Annotated in this window: 16 protein-coding genes, 1 tRNA gene and 1 riboswitch; of the genes, 12 read left to right on the top strand and 5 right to left on the bottom strand. The window is 70.3% G+C overall.

What is annotated here, in order from left to right:
* Positions 1 to 2 precede the first annotated feature (2 nt).
* The 11 genes from KVY00_RS10375 (at position 3) to ribH (ending at position 11,472) form a co-directional block, all read left to right on the top strand.
* On the top strand, positions 3 to 791 hold the full coding sequence (locus KVY00_RS10375) for an alpha/beta fold hydrolase (protein WP_223042889.1): 789 nt from the start codon (positions 3 to 5) through the stop codon (positions 789 to 791).
* Positions 754 to 2,268 carry an aldehyde dehydrogenase gene (locus tag KVY00_RS10370; protein ID WP_223042888.1) on the top strand — a complete coding sequence of 505 codons (1,515 nt, stop codon included), beginning with the start codon at positions 754 to 756 and terminating at the stop codon, positions 2,266 to 2,268. Before KVY00_RS10375 ends, KVY00_RS10370 begins: the two co-directional genes overlap by 38 nt.
* Positions 2,269 to 2,274: 6 nt before the next feature.
* Positions 2,275 to 2,478, top strand: a complete 204-nt coding sequence (locus tag KVY00_RS10365; protein ID WP_223042887.1) for a tautomerase family protein — start codon at positions 2,275 to 2,277, stop codon at positions 2,476 to 2,478.
* 29 nt (positions 2,479 to 2,507) lie between these two features.
* Positions 2,508 to 3,551, top strand: a complete 1,044-nt coding sequence (locus tag KVY00_RS10360; protein ID WP_223042886.1) for an LLM class flavin-dependent oxidoreductase — start codon at positions 2,508 to 2,510, stop codon at positions 3,549 to 3,551.
* A 796-nt stretch (positions 3,552 to 4,347) separates the two neighbouring features.
* The gene (locus KVY00_RS10355; RefSeq protein WP_223042885.1) at positions 4,348 to 5,673 is read left to right on the top strand and encodes an MFS transporter; all 1,326 of its coding nucleotides are present in this window, start codon (positions 4,348 to 4,350) and stop codon (positions 5,671 to 5,673) included.
* Positions 5,674 to 5,716: 43 nt separating this feature from the next.
* The gene (locus tag KVY00_RS10350) at positions 5,717 to 7,033 is read left to right on the top strand and encodes an NtaA/DmoA family FMN-dependent monooxygenase (protein ID WP_223042884.1); all 1,317 of its coding nucleotides are present in this window, start codon (positions 5,717 to 5,719) and stop codon (positions 7,031 to 7,033) included.
* Between the two features lie 30 nt (positions 7,034 to 7,063).
* Positions 7,064 to 7,582, top strand: coding sequence for a flavin reductase family protein (locus tag KVY00_RS10345; RefSeq protein WP_223042883.1), 519 nt, complete (start codon positions 7,064 to 7,066; stop codon positions 7,580 to 7,582).
* Between the two features lie 54 nt (positions 7,583 to 7,636).
* A riboswitch (FMN riboswitch) is annotated at positions 7,637 to 7,783 on the top strand.
* A gap of 49 nt (positions 7,784 to 7,832) precedes the next feature.
* Positions 7,833 to 9,032, top strand: coding sequence for a bifunctional diaminohydroxyphosphoribosylaminopyrimidine deaminase/5-amino-6-(5-phosphoribosylamino)uracil reductase RibD (locus KVY00_RS10340; RefSeq protein ID WP_255572595.1), 1,200 nt, complete (start codon positions 7,833 to 7,835; stop codon positions 9,030 to 9,032).
* On the top strand, positions 9,014 to 9,673 hold the full coding sequence (locus tag KVY00_RS10335) for a riboflavin synthase (protein WP_223042882.1): 660 nt from the start codon (positions 9,014 to 9,016) through the stop codon (positions 9,671 to 9,673). The genes KVY00_RS10340 and KVY00_RS10335 overlap by 19 nt, the downstream gene beginning before the upstream one ends.
* The gene (gene ribB, locus KVY00_RS10330) at positions 9,670 to 10,935 is read left to right on the top strand and encodes a 3,4-dihydroxy-2-butanone-4-phosphate synthase (RefSeq protein ID WP_223042881.1); all 1,266 of its coding nucleotides are present in this window, start codon (positions 9,670 to 9,672) and stop codon (positions 10,933 to 10,935) included. Before KVY00_RS10335 ends, ribB begins: the two co-directional genes overlap by 4 nt.
* Positions 10,936 to 10,974: 39 nt before the next feature.
* On the top strand, positions 10,975 to 11,472 hold the full coding sequence (ribH, locus tag KVY00_RS10325) for a 6,7-dimethyl-8-ribityllumazine synthase (RefSeq protein WP_223042880.1): 498 nt from the start codon (positions 10,975 to 10,977) through the stop codon (positions 11,470 to 11,472).
* 12 nt (positions 11,473 to 11,484) lie between these two features.
* Here the strand turns inward: ribH and KVY00_RS10320 are convergent, their stop codons facing one another.
* Complete coding sequence (locus tag KVY00_RS10320) at positions 11,485 to 12,660, bottom strand: PrpF domain-containing protein (RefSeq protein WP_223042879.1); 1,176 nt, start codon at positions 12,658 to 12,660, stop codon at positions 11,485 to 11,487.
* 188 nt (positions 12,661 to 12,848) lie between these two features.
* Here KVY00_RS10320 and KVY00_RS10315 point away from each other — a divergent pair, with 188 nt between their 5' ends.
* Positions 12,849 to 14,849: an ABC transporter ATP-binding protein gene (locus tag KVY00_RS10315; RefSeq protein ID WP_223042878.1), complete on the top strand. Its 2,001-nt coding sequence runs from the start codon at positions 12,849 to 12,851 to the stop codon at positions 14,847 to 14,849.
* 40 nt (positions 14,850 to 14,889) lie between these two features.
* On the opposite strand, the gene KVY00_RS10310 is transcribed toward KVY00_RS10315, so the two are convergent.
* The 4 genes from KVY00_RS10310 to KVY00_RS10295 form a co-directional block, all read right to left on the bottom strand.
* A complete protein-coding gene (locus KVY00_RS10310; protein WP_255572594.1) occupies positions 14,890 to 16,065 on the bottom strand; it encodes an acyltransferase family protein in 1,176 nt (391 codons plus the stop codon).
* A gap of 256 nt (positions 16,066 to 16,321) precedes the next feature.
* A tRNA-Thr gene (locus tag KVY00_RS10305) sits at positions 16,322 to 16,393 on the bottom strand.
* 154 nt (positions 16,394 to 16,547) lie between these two features.
* Positions 16,548 to 18,107 (bottom strand): alpha/beta hydrolase, encoded by a 1,560-nt coding sequence (locus KVY00_RS10300; RefSeq protein WP_223042876.1) that lies wholly within the window; start codon positions 18,105 to 18,107, stop codon positions 16,548 to 16,550.
* Positions 18,104 to 19,270 (bottom strand): DNA polymerase III subunit delta', encoded by a 1,167-nt coding sequence (locus tag KVY00_RS10295; RefSeq protein WP_223042875.1) that lies wholly within the window; start codon positions 19,268 to 19,270, stop codon positions 18,104 to 18,106. Before KVY00_RS10295 ends, KVY00_RS10300 begins: the two co-directional genes overlap by 4 nt.
* Between the last annotated feature and the right edge of the window lie 73 nt (positions 19,271 to 19,343).

Genomic DNA, 19,343 nt, shown 5'->3' with positions numbered 1-19,343 from the left:
CGATGACCAGCGCGCAGATCCCGATCGTGCTGCTGCACGGCGTCGGCCTCGATCGCTCGATGTGGCAGCCCCTCGCGGCGCGGCTCGAAGCGGCCGGGCGGCCGTGCGTCGTGCTCGACCTGCCCGGGCACGGCGGCCAGCCGCCGCTGCGGCGAGCGCAGACGCTCGCGTCGCTCGCCGCGGACGTCGTCGCACGCCTGCCCGAGGGCCGCGCGCACCTCGTGGGGTTCTCCCTCGGGGCGCTCATCGCGCAGCACATCGCGCGCTTCTCGCCCGAGCGGGTGGCCACCCTCACATCGGTCAACTCCGTGTGCCGACGCACTCCCGAGGAGGCCGAGAGGGTCGAGGCCCGCCTCGCCACCGCCGGCGACGACTTCACCCGCGGCGTCGAGGCGTCGATCGAGCGGTGGTTCCCCGCCGCGACCACCGCGGTGCCGCAGGAGATCGTCGAGCGCACCCGAGCGGCGCTGCTCGCCAACGACGTCGAATCATACCTGCACGCCTACACGGTGTTCGCGCGCGGCGACCACGAGATCGGCCCCGAGCTCGGACGCATCGCGGCACCATCGCTCGCGATCACCGGGGAGCTCGATCCAGGATCCACCCCCGAGATGTCGCGGCGGCTCGCGGCGGCGATCCCGGACTGCCGGGTCGTGATCGTGCCGAACACCCGCCACATGATGCCCGTCGAGGACACCCCCGCCCTCGCCGCCGCCATCACCGCATTCATCGCAGAATCGGAAGGAGCTGAGCATGAACGAGCCCAGCACGAACACGCCCGGCGCGACTGAGCGCCTCGACCACTTCATCGGCGGAGAGCGCGTCGCCCCCACCGAGGGAGCCTACTTCGAGAGCACCAATCCCGCCACGCTCGACGTGCTCTACGAGGCCGCCCGGGGAACCGCCCCGGACGTCGAGCGCGCCGTCACCGCCGCCCGTGCAGCCTTCGAAGCGCCCGCCTGGGCCGGTCTCACAGCGACGAAGCGCGGCCACCTGCTGCGCCGGCTCGGCGACCTCATCGGCGAGCACGCCGACGAACTCGCCCTGCTCGAGAGCGTCGACAACGGCAAGCTGCTGCGCGAGATGCGCGGCCAGATGCGCGCACTGCCCGAGTACTACTACTATTACGCAGGCCTCGCCGACAAGGTGCAGGGCGCGCAGATCCCGGCGACGAGCCTCGAGATCCTCAACTATACCCAGCGCGAGCCGCTCGGCGTCGTGGGCGTGATCACCCCGTGGAACTCGCCGCTCACCCTCACCACGTCGAAGATCGCCCCCGCCCTCGCGGCGGGCAACACCGTCGTGATCAAGCCGAGCGAGTACACCTCGCGCACGATCCTGCGCCTCGCCGAGCTCGCGGTCGAGGCCGGATTCCCCGCTGGCGTTCTGAACGTCGTCACCGGCCTCGGCGCCGAGGCCGGTGCGCCGCTCGTGAGCCATCCGGCCCTCGCGAAGATCTCGTTCACCGGTTCGACCGCGACCGGCTCGCGCATCGCGAGCGAGGCCGCGGCCCGCTTCATCGGCTGCACCCTCGAGCTCGGCGGCAAGAGCCCCAACATCGTGTTCGACGACGCGAACGTGGCGAACGCCGCGATGGGCGTCGTGGCCGGTATCTACGCCGCCGGCGGACAGACGTGCATCGCGGGCAGCCGGGTCTTCGCCCACAAGGCCGTCTATGACGAGCTGCTCGAGCGGGTGACGGAGCGGGCAAGGTCGATCCGGATAGGCGATCCGCTCGCCGACGACACCGAACTAGGCCCGCTCGCCTTCTCCGACCAGCTGGACAAGGTCGACTCCTACGTCCGTCTCGGCGCGTCCGAAGGGGCGACCGTGCACACGGGCGGCGGGCGACCCGACGGCATCGAGCTACCCGGCTACTACTACGCTCCAACCGTGCTCACCGACGTCGACAACGACATGCGGGTCGTGCGCGAGGAGATCTTCGGCCCCGTCGCGGCGATCATGCCCTTCGAGCAGGAGGACGAGCTCGTCGCACTTGCCAACGACACCGAGTACGGCCTCGCCGCAGGCGTGTGGACGCAGAACCTCGCCCGCGCTCACCGCCTCGCGCGCCGCATCGACGCGGGCACCATCTGGGTGAACACCTACCGCGCGATGTCGCCGATGTCGCCTCGTCAGGGATTCAAGCACTCCGGTGTCGGCATCGAGCACGGCATCGAGTCGATGCACGAGTACACCAAGCTCAAGAGCGTGTGGATCAACACGGACGAGGGTCCCGTCGCCGACCCCTTCGTGATGCGGGGCTGATTCGGCATGCCCCTCATCGACATCTCGATCGCGCGCGGGCGCACGCCAGAGCAGTTGCGCGCGCTCATCCACGCCGTACACCGTGCGGCCGAGGAGACGGTCGACGCGGCTCCCGAGAACATCACGGTCATCGTGCGCGAGATCGAGCACGAGCACTGGTCGCGCACCGACCAGACGATTGCTGAGCGCCTCGCGGCGCCCGGCCGGTAACCATTCAGCAGACAACAAGGGAGCAGACCATGCGTTTCTCACTCTTCATCCACATGGAGCGCTATGACGACTCCGTCTCCGAGCAGCAGCACTGGGACAACCTCGTCGAGCTGGCGCTCCTCGCGGAGGCGGGCGGCTTCAGCACGGTGTGGATCGGCGAGCACCACTCGATGGAGTACACGGCCTCCCCGAATCCCATCCCCCAGCTCGCCTACCTGGCCGCCCGCACCTCGACGATCCGCCTCGGCGCCGGCACCATCATCGCGCCGTTCTGGAACCCGATCCGCACGGCGGGTGAGGTCGCGCTGCTCGACGTGATCAGCGGCGGCCGAGCCGAGCTCGGCGTCGCCCGCGGCGCCTACCAGTTCGAGTTCGACCGGTTGGCGGGCGGTATGCCCGCGACCGACGGCGGCAAGGCGATGAACGAGATCGTGGCGACCGTCAACCACCTCTGGGACGGCGACTTCGCGTTCGATGGCGAGGTCTACTCCTTCCCCACGTCGACGAGCGTGCCGAAACCCGTGCAGAAGAACCCGCCGGTGTGGGTCGCCGCCCGCAGCCCCGAGTCGCACGACTTCGCCGTCGCGAACGGTGCCAACGTGATGGTGACGCCGCTCATGAAGGGTGATGAGGAGGTCGAGGATCTCGTGAACAAATACGAGACCGCGATCGCGAACCACCCCGAGGTCGAGAAGCGCCCCGACATCATGGTGCTGCGCCACACCTACGTGCATCCGGAGGACGAGCCCGATGCGTGGAGAATCGGGGCCGCGGGCGTCAACCGCTTCTACCGCACCTTCGGCGCCTGGTTCGGTAACAAGAAGACACCGGTCAACGGCTTTCTCGATCCCACCCCCGAGGAGGTGTTCGCAGACAAGCCCGAGTTCTCACTCGAGTCGCTGCACCGCACCGCGATGATCGGTACACCGGCGGAAATCGTCGAGCGGCTGCGGCACTACGAGGCGCTCGGAGTCACCGAGTACAGCTTCTGGAGCGACAACTCCCTCGACCACGCCGAGAAGAAGCGCTCGCTCGAGCTCTTCATCGAGGGAGTCATGCCGGTGTTCCGGTAGGGCCTCCCCACTCCGGCGACGGGCCCTCCTCCTCGGACGCCGTCGCCGGAGCGCCGCGGCCGGGCATCGCCGTCACCGAGGCGGGAATCGAGGCGCGCCGCGACTCCCGCTCCCACCGGAGGAGAGCCTTCCGGCCCTCCGAGTCAACGCGTTTGACACGGGCCGCCCGCACGATGCTATGGTTGCTCAGGTCGGCACGAAGACGCGTCGTCAAACAGACAGAAAGACCATCGGCATGGAACAGAACTGCGGCGTCCGCGCAGAACTCCTCTGCATGTACTGGGGCCTGGTCGACCTCTTCTAACTCTTCTCCCGCCCTCTCGCTCGAGCGATGACCGGCTGAGGCTCTTCCTCAACCTCTCGCGATCGACGGAGGGCTTTCGTGTGCGCGCAGCGCGCGGGACGAAGCCGTCCCGCCACGCTCCCCCGCACAGCGTCCGACCGATTTCTGATCCGGTCCGCTGCCGCTCGATCCCGCGGCAGTCACGGACCCCACGACACCGGAGCGCGATCCCTGCCCGCGTGTCCCCATTCTCCAGAGCCCTCAACGGGGGTATCGGCCCGGCGGCGCATCCTCGCACTTCGGCGCGCTTCTGAGACCTCAGGCCACTAGGACGGATCTCAGACAGCACGCCGATCCGACGCGCGGCGCATTCGAGCGCCCCGTCATCACCCACGCCCTGCTCCGCAGCCCGGAAGGTGCGTCATCCGACGCAGCGCCCGTGCGGCAGCCGCCTCGCCTTCGCGGGCGCGGTTCGAGCACCGACGATCCCTCGAAACACACAAAGGAGTTATTGTGACGAGAACCCTGGAAGAGACTCACGAACCGGTGGGCACACCGCCGACATCGAAGTGGCGGCTCACCAAGAAGCAGACCATCGTGCTCGTGCTCGTGGCCTCCGCCTACTTGGTCACCTACATGAACCGGCAGATCTTCCCGCTCCTGCTGCCGGCGATCACCGAGGAGATCGCCATGAGCGACACGCAGGTGGGCGTGCTCACCGGCTTCGCCTCGGTGGCGCTCAACATCGCCGCGGCGCTCGGCGTCGTCGCACTCGCGGGGCGCGTCACCAACTCGAGCTTCGTGAAGCTCTCGATGGTGGTGCTCGTGCTCATGCCGCTGCTCGCGGGCGGATCCTTCAGCTTCTGGCCGCTGTTCATCGCGCTGCTCGGCATCGGCATGGCCGAGGCGACCGTCTCCGCGCCGTCCCTGTCGATCCTCGCCGATCACTTCCACGGCTCGAAGCGCGTCTTCGCCAACTCCGGCTACACGATCGGCCTCATCGGCGGCATGGTCTTCGCCTACTACGTCATCGGCGATCTCGCGGTCGCCTACGGCTGGCGCGCCGGCTTCTTCGCCGCGTCGGGCATCACCCTCATCATCGGCCTCGCGATCTTCCTGCTGCTGCCGAAATCCGAGACCCCCGCGGAGGAGGAGCGCGAATCACTCGGGCTGCGCAGCCTGGGCGCGATCTTCCGCATCAAGAGCGCGCGGTGGATCCTCATCGGCACGTTCTTCCAGGTCGTGCTCACCGACTCGGCCTTCCAGTGGCTGCCCCTGTACCTGTCGCGCTCCCTCGAGATGAGCGACTCCCGCATCGCCTGGCTGATGGGCACCAACTACATCGTGCTCGGCACCCTGGGCATTCTGGTGGGAGGCGCCGTCGCGATCCGGCTGCGCACCCACTCCACTCGGCGCATGCAGTGGATGAACCTCTCCGTGGTGGCCCTGACCCTCGTGGGTTACCTGGCGATGCTGTTCACGAGCAGCCAGCAGGTCTCGCTCGTGGGAGTCTCGCTGACGATCCTGCTTGGCATGGCGGCCTACGGCAGCGTGCTCTCCTTCTCGCAGGACGTCACCCCCACCTCCCTGCACACGCAGGTCGTCGCCGTCATGTTCGTGCTCATGGGCATCGGCCAGGGCCTCGGCTCCTTCACGATCGGGGCCATCAGCGACCGCCTGTCCGACGGCCTCGGCGTCGACTCCCTGCGCACGGCGATGCTCGTCGTCGTGCTCGTCGCCGGCGCAGCCACACTCATCTGCTTCACCCTCGCGGCCCTGAACGGCAACCGCGATACCGAACGCGCCCAGCGGCTCGACGCCGAGCGCGCCTCAGCCTGATCCCTCCCTCTCCGCAGACCCAACCCGACAGTAAGGAAACACAGTGAGCAAGCGCCAGATGCACCTCGTCGCCGTCGTCACCACCGGCCCCCACATGGGGAGCTGGCTGCACCCGCAGGCCGAGAACGATTATCTGAACGGCGAGTGGTGGACGGGGATCGCCCGCACGCTCGAGGACGCGAAGTTCGACGCGATCTTCTTCGCGGACGCGCAGGTCTTCTACGGCGACGAGATGGTGCGCAAGGGCGGGGATCTCTACCTGCTCGATCCCGTGCCCCTCGCCGCGCAGATCGCGGCGGGCACCACGAAGCTCGGCATCGGGGTCACGATCTCGACCAGCCTCTTCCAGCCCTACGGCATCGCCCGCGCGATGGGCACGCTCGACGTGCTCAGCCGCGGTCGCATGGCGTGGAACGTGGTGACGTCGGTGGCGGATCGGGAAGCCCACCGGTACGGCATGTCGGGCCTCCTGCCCAAGAGCGAGCGCTACGACCGCGCCGATGAGGTGGTCGAGGCCGCGATCAAGCTCTGGGAGAGCTTCCCGGCCGACGCCTACGTGGCGGATCGGAAGAGCGGCCTCTTCATCGACCCCGAGCGGCTCGACGGCTTCGAGTACGAGGGACGCTACGTGAGCACGCAGGGGCCGCTGACCGTGCCCCCGAGCGAGCAGGGCCGCCCCATGATCATGCAGGCGGGCTCCTCCCCGCGCGGTCGCGACTTCGCCGCCAAGTGGGCCGAGATCGTCTTCACCTACCAGCGCAACGCCGAGGGCATGCAGGCGTTCCGCGCCGACATGAACGAGCGCCTCGCCAAGGAGGGCCGCGCGCCCGAGGACTGCGCGATCCTGCCGTCGATCCAGGTCATCGTCGGCGAGACCGAGCAGATCGCGTACGCTCGGCGCAACCATCTGTACTCGCTGATCGACCTCGACGTGGCGCTCGAGCGGGCCGCCAGCTACACCGGCCTCGACCTGGCCTCCATCTCCCCGGACGCGACGATCGACGACCTCGATGTCGAGGGCCTCGAGGGCAGCGGCGCGCTCGACGTGTTCCTCGGCACCATGAAGAAGGAGGGGCTCACCTTCGGCGAGACCGCCCGCCGCCTCGCACTCAACGACCTCGGCCCCGAGCTCGTCGGCACCCCCGAGCAGGTCGCCGACATGATGCAGGACATGTTCGAGAACTGGGGCAACGACGGCTTCATCATCAACCCCGCCGTGCTGCCCAGCGCATTCGAGGAGTTCGCACGCTCCGTGGTGCCGATCCTTCAGGAGCGCGGCCTGTTCCGCAGCGACTACTCGGGCAGCACGCTGCGCGAGCACGTCCTGGCACCCGCGGCCGAGCAGCCCGCCGACCGGTAACCGACTCAGCAGACGATAAGGAGAAACGCAATGACCACGACCCTGACCCGCCCCTCGTCCGAGACGCTGCTCGACCTGTTCCGCAACACCTTCCGCCGGCACGCCGGCGGTGTGGTGGTGTGCACGACGGTCGACGACGACGGGACGCCCGTCGGCTTCACCGCGACCTCGCTCGCCTCGCTCTCCGCGGTGCCGCCGCGAGCCACCTTCAACATGATCAAGTCGTCGAGCAGCTTCCGGGCCGTGCAGCTCGGCTGCCGGATCGCCGTGAACTTCCTCGGCGCCGGATCGCACGAGCTGGGCCAGCGCTTCGCCGGGCCCGCGGAGGAGCGCTTCGCGGGCGACCACTGGCACGAGGAGCGGGGCCTGCCCGTCATCGACGACGCGGGCGTCGTGCTCTTCACCAAGGTCGCGAGCATCTACGACCACGGGGAGAACGCGATCGTGGTGCTCGAGATCCAGGACGGCACCCTCGGCGACGATCAGGATCCGCTGCTCTATCACAACCGGCGATTCGGCACGATCGCACCCGTCGATCCCGCCCGATAACGGTCGAAGAGGAAGAGGGGCTTCTCCCGGCCCCGGTTCGTACCATACAATGACGGTGTGTTCCGGGGTCGGTGAGAATCCGAACCGGCGGTGACAGTCCGCGAACCTCGCATCCGCGAGGCCGAATCGGTGGAATTCCGATACCGACGGTGATGGCACGGCGGTTCGCCGCCGGTCTAGTCCGGATGAGAGGAACGCTGAGTACCGCGCTACGCGGAGCAACCCTCAGCACCCCGGATCCGGCTCACGGATGGAACAGGGGATCGGGATGCTCGAGCAGGTGCTCCTCGAAGACGGGATGCGCCGCGCCCTCGCCGTCTCCCGCCGCGGGCCGGCCGACGACCCGAATCCGCAGGTCGGCTGCGTGCTGCTCGATCCTTCCGGCCGCATCGTGGCGGAGGGCTGGCACCTCGGTGCGGGGACTCCGCACGCCGAGACCGCCGCGCTCGCGGCACTGCCCGCCGAGTGGCGGGACAGGGCCGGCGAGCTCACCGCGGTCGTGACCCTCGAACCCTGCAACCACACGGGCCGCACGGGCCCCTGCGCGCTCGCGCTGATCGAGGCCGGGATCGGCGCGGTCGCCTACGCGCTGCGCGATCCGGGCGATGCCTCTTCCGGCGGCGCGGCCCGGCTGCGCGCGGCAGGCGTCGAGGTGCGCGGCGGCGTGCTGCCCGGCGAGGCGCGCGCGGTGCTCGGGCCGTGGCTGGCCCGGCAGGGAGCCGCGGTGGAGGGATCGGGATCCGGATCCACCGCCCCGCCCAGCGTCGCTGCGCCACCGCCTTCCCCCCGACCGCACGTCACGGTGAAGTGGGCGCAGACGCTCGACGGCCGGGCCGCGGCAGCCGACGGCTCGAGCCGCTGGATCACCGGCGTGGATGCCCGGGCCGACGTGCACCGGCGGCGCGCGGAGGCCGACGCGATCCTCGTCGGCACGGGCACGCTCATCGCCGACGACCCCGCCCTGACCTCCCGCGCCGAGCACGGGGGCCTGCTGGTGCCCGCCGACGAGCAACCGATCCCGGTCGTGCTCGGTCACCGCCCCGTTCCGGAGGGCGCCCTGGTGATGCAGCACCCGGCCCTCGCCGCGCACGGCCTCACGGGGCCGCTGCGCCTCGCGGGCGACGACCTCGCCGCGGACCTCGCGACGCTGCACGAGCGGGGCGTCCGCCGCCTCTTCGTCGAGGGCGGCCCCGCCGTCGCGAGCGCGCTCCTCGCTGCAGACCTCGTCGACGAGGTGCTGATCTACCTCGCCCCCGCTCTGCTCGGCGGCCCGAAGCTCGCACTCGGCGACATCGGCGTCACGGGCATCGACGGCATCAGGCGGCTGCGCATCTCGCGCACCGTCCAACTCGGCGCAGACCTGCTGATCAAGGCCGCACTGGCGCCCTCCGATCCCGAGCAGCGCCCCACCCCAGCAAAGGAGAACCAGACGTGTTCACCGGACTCATAGAGGAGATCGGCGAGATCGTCGCCGTGGAACCGATCGGCGACTCGATCCGCCTCACGATCGCCGGCCCCGTGGTCACGAGCGACGCCACCCACGGCGCCTCGATCTGCGTGTCGGGCGTGTGCCTCACCGTGGTCGAGCAGAGCTCGACCGATGACGGTCGCGGCGCATTCGCCGCCGACGTGATGCGGCAGTCGATCCGCATGTCGACGCTCGGCGAGCTCGCCCCGGGCAGCGCGGTGAACCTCGAACGGGCGATGCGCGCCGACACCCGGCTCGGCGGCCACATCGTGCAGGGGCACGTCGACGGCACCGCCACGCTGCTCTCCGTCACGCCCCACGAGGCTTGGAGAACGCTGCGGTTCTCGCTCTCCCCCGAACTCGCCCCGCTGCTCGTCGACAAGGGCTCGGTCACGCTCTCGGGCGTCTCGCTCACCGTCTCGGCGATCTCGGATCCACCGGGGCCCGGCGACGACGGCAGCGATCAGTGGTTCGAGGTCTCGCTGATCCCCGAGACGCTCACCGCGACCACACTCGGCGCGCTCGCCCCCGGCGACCGGGTCAACGTCGAGACCGACATCCTCGCGCGCCACCTGGCGCGCATGCGCAACTTCTTCCCCACGACCGAAGGAACCCAGCAATGACCAGCACCCCAGGCATCAGCAGCATCGAAGACGCGGTCGCCGCGATCAGGGCGGGGCGGCCCGTGATCGTCGCGGACAACGAGGATCGCGAGAACGAGGGCGACGTGATCCTGTCGGCCGAGCTCGCGACCCCCGAGTGGATCGCGTGGACGGTGCATCACTCCTCGGGGCTGCTGTGCGCGCCGATGACCAACGAGATCGCCGACCAGATCGAACTTCCGATCATGGTCGAGCGCAACGAGGACCTGCGCACCACCGCCTACACGGTGACCGTGGACGCGAGCTACGGTGTGACCACCGGCATCAGCGCGAGCGATCGCGCGACCACGCTGCGCGCCCTCGCCAATCCGAACGCGACCCCCGGCGACGTGCGCCGCCCCGGCCACATCCTGCCGCTGCGCGCCGTCGACGGCGGCGTTCGAGCCCGTGACGGCCACACGGAGGCCGGCGTCGAGCTCATGCGCCTCGCCGGCCTCAGGCCCGTCGCGGTGATCGGCGAGATCGTGGCCGACGACGGCGAGATGATGCGTCTGCCCGAACTGATCCAGCTGGGCGAGCGCGAGAGCATCCCCGTCATCACCATCGAGCAGCTCATCGCATACCTCAACGAGCATGAACCCGAGAACGCGCCGGCCGAGCAGCCGCAGCACCGCAGCGTGAGCCTGCGCGCCGAGACGCTGCTGCCGACCGAGCACGGCGAGTTCCAGACCCGCGCGTACCGCGACCGGCGCCTGGGCATCGACCATCTCGCGCTCATCGCGGCCGGCCCCGACGGCTCCGCACCCGGTGACGAGGCGCTCGTGCGCGTGCACTCTGAGTGCATCACCGGCGAGGCGTTCGGCTCGCTCAAATGCGAGTGCGGCCCCCAGCTCGACGCCGCCCTCGACCTCATCCAGGAGCGCGGAGGCATCGTCGTATACCTTCGCGGGCATGAAGGCCGGGGCATCGGCCTCGCCAACAAGCTGCGCGCCTACCAGCTGCAGGAGCAGGGGCGCGACACCCTCGACGCCAACCTGCAGCTCGGGCTGCCGGCCGATGACCGCGACTACACCGCTGCCGCCGAGATCCTCGCCGAGCTCGGCGTCGAGCGGGTGCGCCTGCTCACCAACAACCCCGACAAGGTGCATCAGCTCGAGGCCCACGGCATCACGGTCTCGGAGCGCGTGCCGCTCGTGGTGGGCGTCACCGAGCAGAACATGGGCTACCTCGCGACGAAGCGCGACCGCATGGGCCACGAACTGCCCGCGGACGTGCAGCAGTAGCGAAGACCCCGAATACACACCCGACCGAAGGAGCATCCCATGAGTGGAGCAGGAGCCCCCGATCTCACCGTCGACGCGAGCGGGCTGCGCATCGCGATCATCGCGGGCAGCTGGCACGACGAGGTCATGTCGTCACTGATCGAGGGAGCGCAGCAGTCCGTGGCCGCTGCCGGAGCCGAGCACTCCCTGTTCCGAGTGGCCGGGGCGTTCGAGCTGCCGCTCGCCGCGCAGACGGCTCTGGCCCCGGTGGAAGAGGGCGGAGGCGACTTCGATGCCGCCGTGTGCCTCGGGGTGATCATCCGCGGAGGGACCCCGCACTTCGATTACGTGTGCAACGCCGTCACCGACGGGCTGACGCGGGTGCAGCTCGACGCGCGCCGCCCCGTGGGCTTCGGTGTGCTGACCACCGATGACGAGCAGCAGGCGCTCGACCGCTCGGGCCGCCCCGGCGCACCCGAGTCGAAGGGCAAGGAAGCGGCCGAGGCCGCCCTGCACCTCGCGATCTCCACGCGCACCATCGCGGCGACGGCGCTCTGAGGCGGGCGCTGCTCAGACTTCGATCGCGATCTGCCCGCGCATCAGCACGCGAGCGGTGCGGGCGAGCGCGGTCTCGGCGATCCCGCCCTCCTCGTCGCTCATCGCCGAGGCCCTGACCACACCCGAGGCGGTGGCAAGGCGCACCTCCGAGGTCTGTCCCGGGCCGGGAGCAAGCGCTCCCCCGCAGCCGAGCGCGTCCGAGACCACGCTGCCGGCGATCCGCGCCGCAGCCGCCAGGCACATCGCGGCCGTGCCGGGCACCGCCCGGTGCGCCTGCCCCATCGAGAAGGGGCGCACCAGCACATCGGCATCGGCCGCGGGCAGCACGGTGCCGTCGATCAGCGTCGACTCCGCCGCGGGGCCGACGAGCACGATCTTCGGCACCGCGAGCGGCGCCGACTCCGGATCCTCGCAGAGACCCGCGCGCACGGCGCCCCGGCGCCGCACCTGCTCGAGCAGCGCACCCAGCTCGGCGTCGGCGTCGAGCGCGTCGGGCAGCTCGGCGGCGGTGAGTCCGTACTCGGCCGCGGGAACCACCACGAGGGGGATCGCGGCATCGACGATCGAGGCCGTGAATGCGCGATCGTCCACCCGCAGCTGCTCGACGGGCGCGCCGCTCGGCAGCAGGCCCGCGCTGCGGCTGCCGCCGGGGTCGGGGTAGACGAGGTGGATCGGCGATCCGCTCCCCGCGACTCCGGGAATGGCGAGATCGCCCGCGGTCTCTGCCGCGCCGTCCACGACCCGCACCTCCGCCACGACGGTCTTCGCGGTGTTCAGATTGTGCAGGGTGAACCGCTGTACGCCGTCGGGCCTGCGCACGAGGCCCGCGGCGAGCGCGAACGGCACCACCGCCGACGAGAGGTTGCCGCAGTTGCCCGAGTAGTCGACCCTCGCCTCGCCGATGTCGACCTGCGCGAAGGTGTAGTCGAGGTCGACGCCGGGACGCTTCGAGGCCGCGACGATCATCGCCTTCGAGAGCGACGAGAGCCCGCCGCCCATGCCGTCGAGCTGCCTGCCGTAGGGATCGGGCGAGCCGAGAGCGGCGCACAGCACACGGTCGCGCTGCTCGCGTTCCAGCGGTTCGAGGGCGTCCGGCAGTGCGAGACCGCCCGGCAGCGCGGCTGCGTCGAACATGACGCCCTTGCTCGTGCCGCCTCGCACGAACATCGCGTCGATCCACTGCGTCATCGGGCCCCTCCGGCTCTGCTCACTCGTGCGCCGCCCAGCCTACTGGCGCCGTGCACCCAGACCGACTGTTTCAGCGAGACCGACTGTTTCAGGGCTTCTGAAACAGTCGGTCTCGCTGAAAGCGTCAGTTTCGAACGCGGGCCCGCGCCCGAGCGCTTTGCCAGCCGCGCTGCCCTACAGTAGAGGCCGTGGCTGGCACATCTGATGAGACCGCGACCGACGCCCCGAAGTCACGACGCAGGGGGCGCGCACCGCGCACCGCTCCTCGCGGACCCCGGGCGTCTCTGCGGCAGCTGATCCCGTATCTCTTCGAGCAGCGAGGGCTGCTCGGCCTCGCACTCGCCCTGGGTCTCGCGAGCGCGGTGGCGTCGCTCGTGCAGCCCGTGCTGCTGGGCCAGGTGATCACGCGCGTCGAGGCCGGTCGGGCGCTCGGCTGGCTGCTCGTCGTGCTCACGGCGGTCGTGATCGTGGGCGCCGTGCTCGGGGGCCTGCAGCATTACGTGCTCCAGCGCATGGGAGAGGGCGTCGTGCTCATGAGCCGGCGCAGGCTCATCGCGAGGATCCTGCATCTGCCGATCTCGCAGTTCGACCGGCGCCGCACGGGCGACCTCGTCTCCCGCGTCGGCAGCGACACCACGCTGCTGCGCGCCGTGCTCACACAGGGCCTCGTCGAGGCGATCAGCGGAATGCTGGTGTTCGTCGGGGCGCTGATCGGCATGCTGGTAATCGATCCGCTGCTGTTCGGGATCACCTTTGGCGTGATCCTCCTCGCCCTCGTCGTGGTGGTGCTCGTGTCGAGCCGGATCCGCCCGGCGGTCGCGAAGGCCCAGGAGAAGGTGGGCGACCTCGCCGCGCAGGTGGATCGCACCATCTCGTCGATCCGCACGATCCGAGCGGCGGGGGCCACCGAGCGCGAGCAGCGCGCCACCGAGCGCGACGCCGACGAGGCCTACGTGCTCGGCGTCAAGGTGGCGAAGATCTCGGCCCTCATCGTGCCGGTGTCGTTCCTCGCGATGCAGCTCTCGTTCCTCGTGGTGCTCGGGCTCGGCGGCTACCGCGTGGCGACGGGCGCCGTCACCATCGCGCAGCTCGTCACGTTCATCATCTTCCTGTTCCTCATGGTGATGCCGCTGGGGCAGGCGCTCGGCGCGATCGCCGCCGTGAACCAGGCGCTCGGCGCTCTCGGCCGCATCCAGGAGATCTCGGAGCTGCCGACCGAGACCGAGCACGACGCGCAGCTGTCGCCCCTCGGCCGCACGGTGCCGCTCGAGGGCGCCAGGCTCGACTACGCAGCGGCGATCCGCTTCTCCGACGTGCACTTCACCTACCGCTCCGCGGCCCCGATCCGCGCCGACGCACGCGAGCTGGTGCTCGGCGGCCGCGGCGGGCGCCGCGACCTCGAGGCAGCGCCGGCCGAGATCGTCGAGACCCCGGTGCTGCACGGGGTGAGCTTCGAGGTGCCCCGCGGATCGCGCGTCGCGCTCGTCGGCCCCTCCGGTGCGGGCAAGTCGACGGTACTCGGCCTGATCGAGCGCTTCTACGACCCCGACCAGGGGGCCGTCTCGCTCTACGGCGCCGACCTGCGCACCCTCGACCGCGCCGAGGTGCGTGCCCAGCTGGGCTATGTCGAGCAGGACGCGCCGATCCTCGCCGGGTCTCTCCGCGACAATCTCCGCCTCGCCTCGCCCGACGCATCGGACGCGGCCTGCGAGCGCGTGCTGCGAGCCGTCAACCTCGGGGGGCTCCTCGACCGCTCGGCGGTGCGGCCTGGCGGGCCGTCGTCCGATCACGACTCGAACCCCTCCGCGCTCTCCGACGCGCAGCTCTCCGCAGCGCTCGATCAGCAGGTGGGCGAGAACGGCATCATGCTCTCCGGCGGCGAGAAGCAGCGCCTCGCGATCGCGCGCGCACTGCTCACGGCGCCCCCCATCCTGCTGCTCGACGAGTCGACCGCGAGCCTCGACGGTGTCAACGAGCGCCTGATGCGCGACGCACTCGACTCCGTTGCGACGGGTCGCACCCTGCTGGTCATCGCGCACCGCCTCTCGACGGTCGTCGACTCCGACAAGATCATCGTGCTCGACGAGGGGCGCGTGGTCGGAGAGGGCACCCACGCCGAACTGCTCGAGTCGACGCCGCTCTACCGCGAGCTCGCGAAGCACCAGCTGCTCGTGCCGGCCGAGGGCTGAGCGGGTCCGCGCCGAGCGCGCGGATGGCGCAAGCCGCGCCTCAGCCCCGCCGCAGCATCCAGTCGACCCGCGGCTCGATGATCACCCGGAAGACCCGCGTGATCCACGTCATCGAGAGCAGCAGGGCTATCGCGATCGCGATAGCTGTGAGCAGCAGCACGCCGGCGACCCCCCACGCGGCCACCGCGTCGATGACGCCCGTCTCCCGCAGTACCCAGACGACGGGTCCGTGCAGCAGGTACACGTACAGCGTGCGCGCACCCCAGACGGTGATGATGCTCTGACGCCGCGGAGCCACGATGAGCACGGCGAGCGTGAGGGCGGCCGCCATCGCCAGCAGTAGCGCTGTGACCGCGATACCGCCGAGCGAGACCGACACCCACTCGGTCGGCTGCCAGTCGCCGATGGGACCCCGCTCGAAAGCGGTGAGGTAATCGTCACGCCAGGTGAGCCACCGGTCGATGCGCCAGAAGTCCTGCAGGTGCACCGCGACCGCGAACACGATCCCGACCGCCCCGAGCAACGCCCACGCCCCGATGCGGGCCGCCCGCGCCGGCCGCGTGAACCACTGCCCGTCGAGCCACCCGCGCTCGCGGATCAGCCAGCCCGCCACGAAGAACGGCATGAACACCATCGTGCGGGAGGCCGAGAACGCCGTGCCGACGGCGGGCAGCAGCCCCGAGGCGAGCGCGAGCGCGATCGAGAACAGCAGCGGGTGCCGCAGCCTGGCGATGTAGGGCAGCAGGATACGCATGGTCGCCAGCGTCACGAGAAACCAGAGTGTCCAGGACGGATTGACGAGGAATCCGGATCCGGGCGCGCGCCCCTCGACGGCAGCGCGGATCACCGCCCAGACACCCTCCCACAGGAGCCAGGTCGCCAGCAACTGCACGGTCGAGGCGACCGCCTTCGGCGACGCCTCGGGCTTCGAGAAGAGACCGGAGAGCAGGATCATCGCCGGCATGTGGAACAGGTAGATGAACGAGTAGAGGGCGAAGCCGAGCGACGAATCGGTGCGCACCGTGGAGATCACATGGCCGATCACGACGAGCACGATCAGCAGGAAGCGCGCGTTGTCCCAGTAGGCGATGCGGCGCTTCGGAGCGGGCTGGGCGGCAGCGGGCGACGCTGCGGCAGGCTGCGCGGCAGGCCGCGCAGCAGCGGGATCAGCGGGCGTCGCGGCGGCGGATGCGGGAGCGGCGGCACTTTCGTTCACCCCTCCAGAGTACGCGGAGCCTCCGACGCTCAATCGATCGGTTGAACTTGCGGAACCGCGGCTCCCCGGTCGGCCCGCTCCCCGCACCATCGAAATGACCCGTGCTGCCCCGCTCCCCGGGGCGGAGGGGCCGAACGCGTTATCTCGACGGGGAAGAGAAGGGGAAAGCGCCGAGGATCCTGCCCCGAGGCATCCGTCGAAACGAAAAACCGGGGCCGATCGGCTGTTTCCAGCTGATCGACCCCGGTTTCCTTCGAGCCGACTGTGGGATTTGAACCCACGACCTGTTCTTTACGAGGGAACTGCTCTACCCCTGAGCTAAGTCGGCGCGGCGCAGAATCTCTTCCGCACACGAGCGCCAACTTTACCACAAAGAGGCGCTTCGATTCATCTTCGGCGGCTCGCCGACGAGCGACGGCCGCCCCGGCCCCGGCGCTCACTCCGCGCTTCCCCGCCCCCTCCCGGCTCAGGCGCCGACCTCGCTACGAGCAGCGCGGGTCGCTCTCGGGCACGGCGCCCGTGAGCAGGTAGTCGTCGATCACCTCGTCGACGCAATCGCTCTGCCCGTAGGCGGTGTGCCCCTCCCCCTCGTAGGTGAGCAGAACCCCGCTCTCGAGCTGCTGTGCGAGCGACTCTGCCCAGCGATACGGGGTGGCAGGATCGCCGGTCGTGCCGACGACGAGGATCGGATCGGCGCCCGCCGCGACCACCGGCTCCCGATCCGACGCACCGGCCACCGGCCACTCGGCGCACGACACATCTCCGAAGCCCTGGAAACGGCCGATCGTGGGCGCGATCCGGTCGAGCTCGGCAGCCTCCGCGCGCATGCGCTCACGGTCGAGCTCGCCGCTGGGATAGTCGAGGCAGTTGATGGCCGAGAACGCCTCGGTGGAGTTGCCGACGTACTCGCCGTCGACCCGGTCGTAGTAGAAGTCCGCGAGTGAGAGGGCCACGTCGGCGTCTCCCTTGGACACCGAGGCGAAGAGCTGGTCGAGGTAGCCCCAGTTGCTCTGCGAGTACAGCGGGGTGATGATCGCGGTGAGCATGGTGCCTGCGCTGAGCGTGCGGCCGTCGGACCCGGTGAGGGGCTCCGAGTCGACCCGGTCGAGCTGCTTACCGATCGCACCCATCGCCTCGTCGACGGTTCCGGTGAACGGGCAGTCCCTGCGCTGCAGGCAATCGGCGGCGTACGCCCGCAGCGCGAGCTCGAAGCCCCGGGTCTGCTCGCGCACCACGTCGGTGACCTTGCTCGTCGGATCCATCGCCCCGTCGAGCACGAGACGCCCCACCCGCTCGGGGAACGCGTCGGCGTATCGCGCACCGATGTAGGTGCCGTACGAGAGGCCGAGATAGTGCAGCCGGTCGTCGCCGACGATCGCCCGCAGCATGTCGAGGTCCTGCACGGTGTCCTCCGTGCTCACGTGCCCGAGCAGGGCGCCCGTGCGCTCCTCGCAGGCCTCGCCGAATGCGCGAGCCTCGCTGAGCGCGGCGTCGATCCACGCGTCGCTGCCCCGCTCGAGGTCGCGGTTCTCGTCCGCTCCGAACAGGTAGTCGTCCATTCCCGCGGAGTCGAGGCAGCGCACGGGTGTGGAGGCGCCGACGCCCCGCGGATCCCACCCGATCACGTCGTACGAGCGCTGGATCTCGGCGGGTACGGCGTAGTCGAGGCTCTCGCCCACGTACTCTGCGCCGGAAGCGCCGGGGCCGCCCGGGTTCACGAAGAGCGTGCCGATGCGGTCGCCGCCGGTCGCGGGGTGCTTCACGAGGCGCAGGGTGATCGTCTCGCCGCTCACGTCGCCCCAGTCGAGCGGCGCGTAGACATCGGCGCACTCCATGCCGTCGCCGCACGGGGTCCAGATCGGCTGCTGCGCCCCGAACGCCTCGACCCCGCCCGTGGGCCGTTCGGGCAGCTCGTAGCTCTGCTGCTTCCCCGCTTCCCCATCGAACAGCGAGAGGATCGGCGCGCACGCCGTGAGCATCACCAGCGCGGCGGCCAGGGCGGTTGCCGCAACAGCGCGCATCGCCCTGCGCGCGCCGGTCATGCCGCCGCCCCGAGGGACTCGGCGAGCTGCGGCGACACGATCGCCGCGAACAGCGCCTCGAGCACCAGACCCGGCGTGATGCCCCGCGCCAGCCGCTGCCGCGCCGATTCCACCGCCGTCACCATCGCCAGAGCCCGCTCCGGCGACCACCGCTCGGCGAGATCCTCGATGCGCGGCCGCTGCTCTCGGTTGACGAGTTCGGGATCGGCCTCCAGAGAGACGAGCAGCACGTCGCGGTAGAGCGACAGCAGGTCGGTGAGGATGCGGTCGATGCCGTCGCGCAGGCTGCGGGTCGCACGACGCTTCTGATCCTCTTCGAGCGCTCGCACCTGCGCGCGCATCTGGGGCGGGATCGCCGCGCCCGGGGCGAGGCCGAGACTGCGCAGGGCCTCTTCGCGTTCCCGTGCGTCGAGCTGCTCGGTGAGCGCTGCCGCGTCGGCCTCCGCCACCTTCACCAGTGAAGCCGCGGCGCGCATGGCGTCGCCCAGCGTCTCGACCGAGAGCGCCACTGCGATGGATCGCTCGCGACGCGCCAGCGATTCGGGATCGCTCGCCAGGCGACGGGCCATGCCGATGTGGCTCTGAGCGAGGCGGGCTGCCCGCTCGGCCGCTTCGGCGTCGATGCCGTCGCGCTCGTGCAGCAGACGCGCGATGTCTTCCGGGCTCGGGGTGACCAGGCGCAGCGAGCGGGTGCGCGATCGGATCGTGGGCAGCAGGTCCGCCTCGCTTGGGGCGCAGAGCACCCAGATGGTTCGCTCGGGCGGCTCTTCGAGGGCCTTCAGCAGCACGTTCGAGGTGCGCTCGGGCATGCGATCCGCGTCTTCGATGACGATCACCCGGAACCGGCCCTCGGCGGGCGCGTAATGCGCCGTGGTGACGATCTCGCGCGCGGCCCTGATGTCGATCAGCAGCTTCTGGGTGGTGAGCACGCCGAGATCGGGGTGGGTGCGGGCGCGCACCTGCTCGAAGACCGCGTCGCGCTCTGCCTCGCTGCGCGCGATGAGCGCGGCCGCGAAGCGGAACGCCAGGTTCGAGCGGCCGGATCCCGGGGGCCCAGTGATCAGCCAGGCGTGCGCCGGCGGCGCTGAGGCCGCGGGATCGGCGGCATGCTGCAGCGTTCGCACCGCCTCCGGTTGACCGACGATCTCTGTCCAGAATTCCACCCCCAAAGGCTATCGCGCGCCTCTGACGTTCTCGGGAGGGGCGGTCAGGAGGTGCTCGGGATCGGCCTTTCGC

It is taken from the genome of Leucobacter tenebrionis (assembly GCF_019884725.1).
GTDB lineage: Bacteria > Actinomycetota > Actinomycetes > Actinomycetales > Microbacteriaceae > Leucobacter > Leucobacter tenebrionis.
This window is presented reverse-complemented; position numbering and strand designations above follow the sequence as displayed.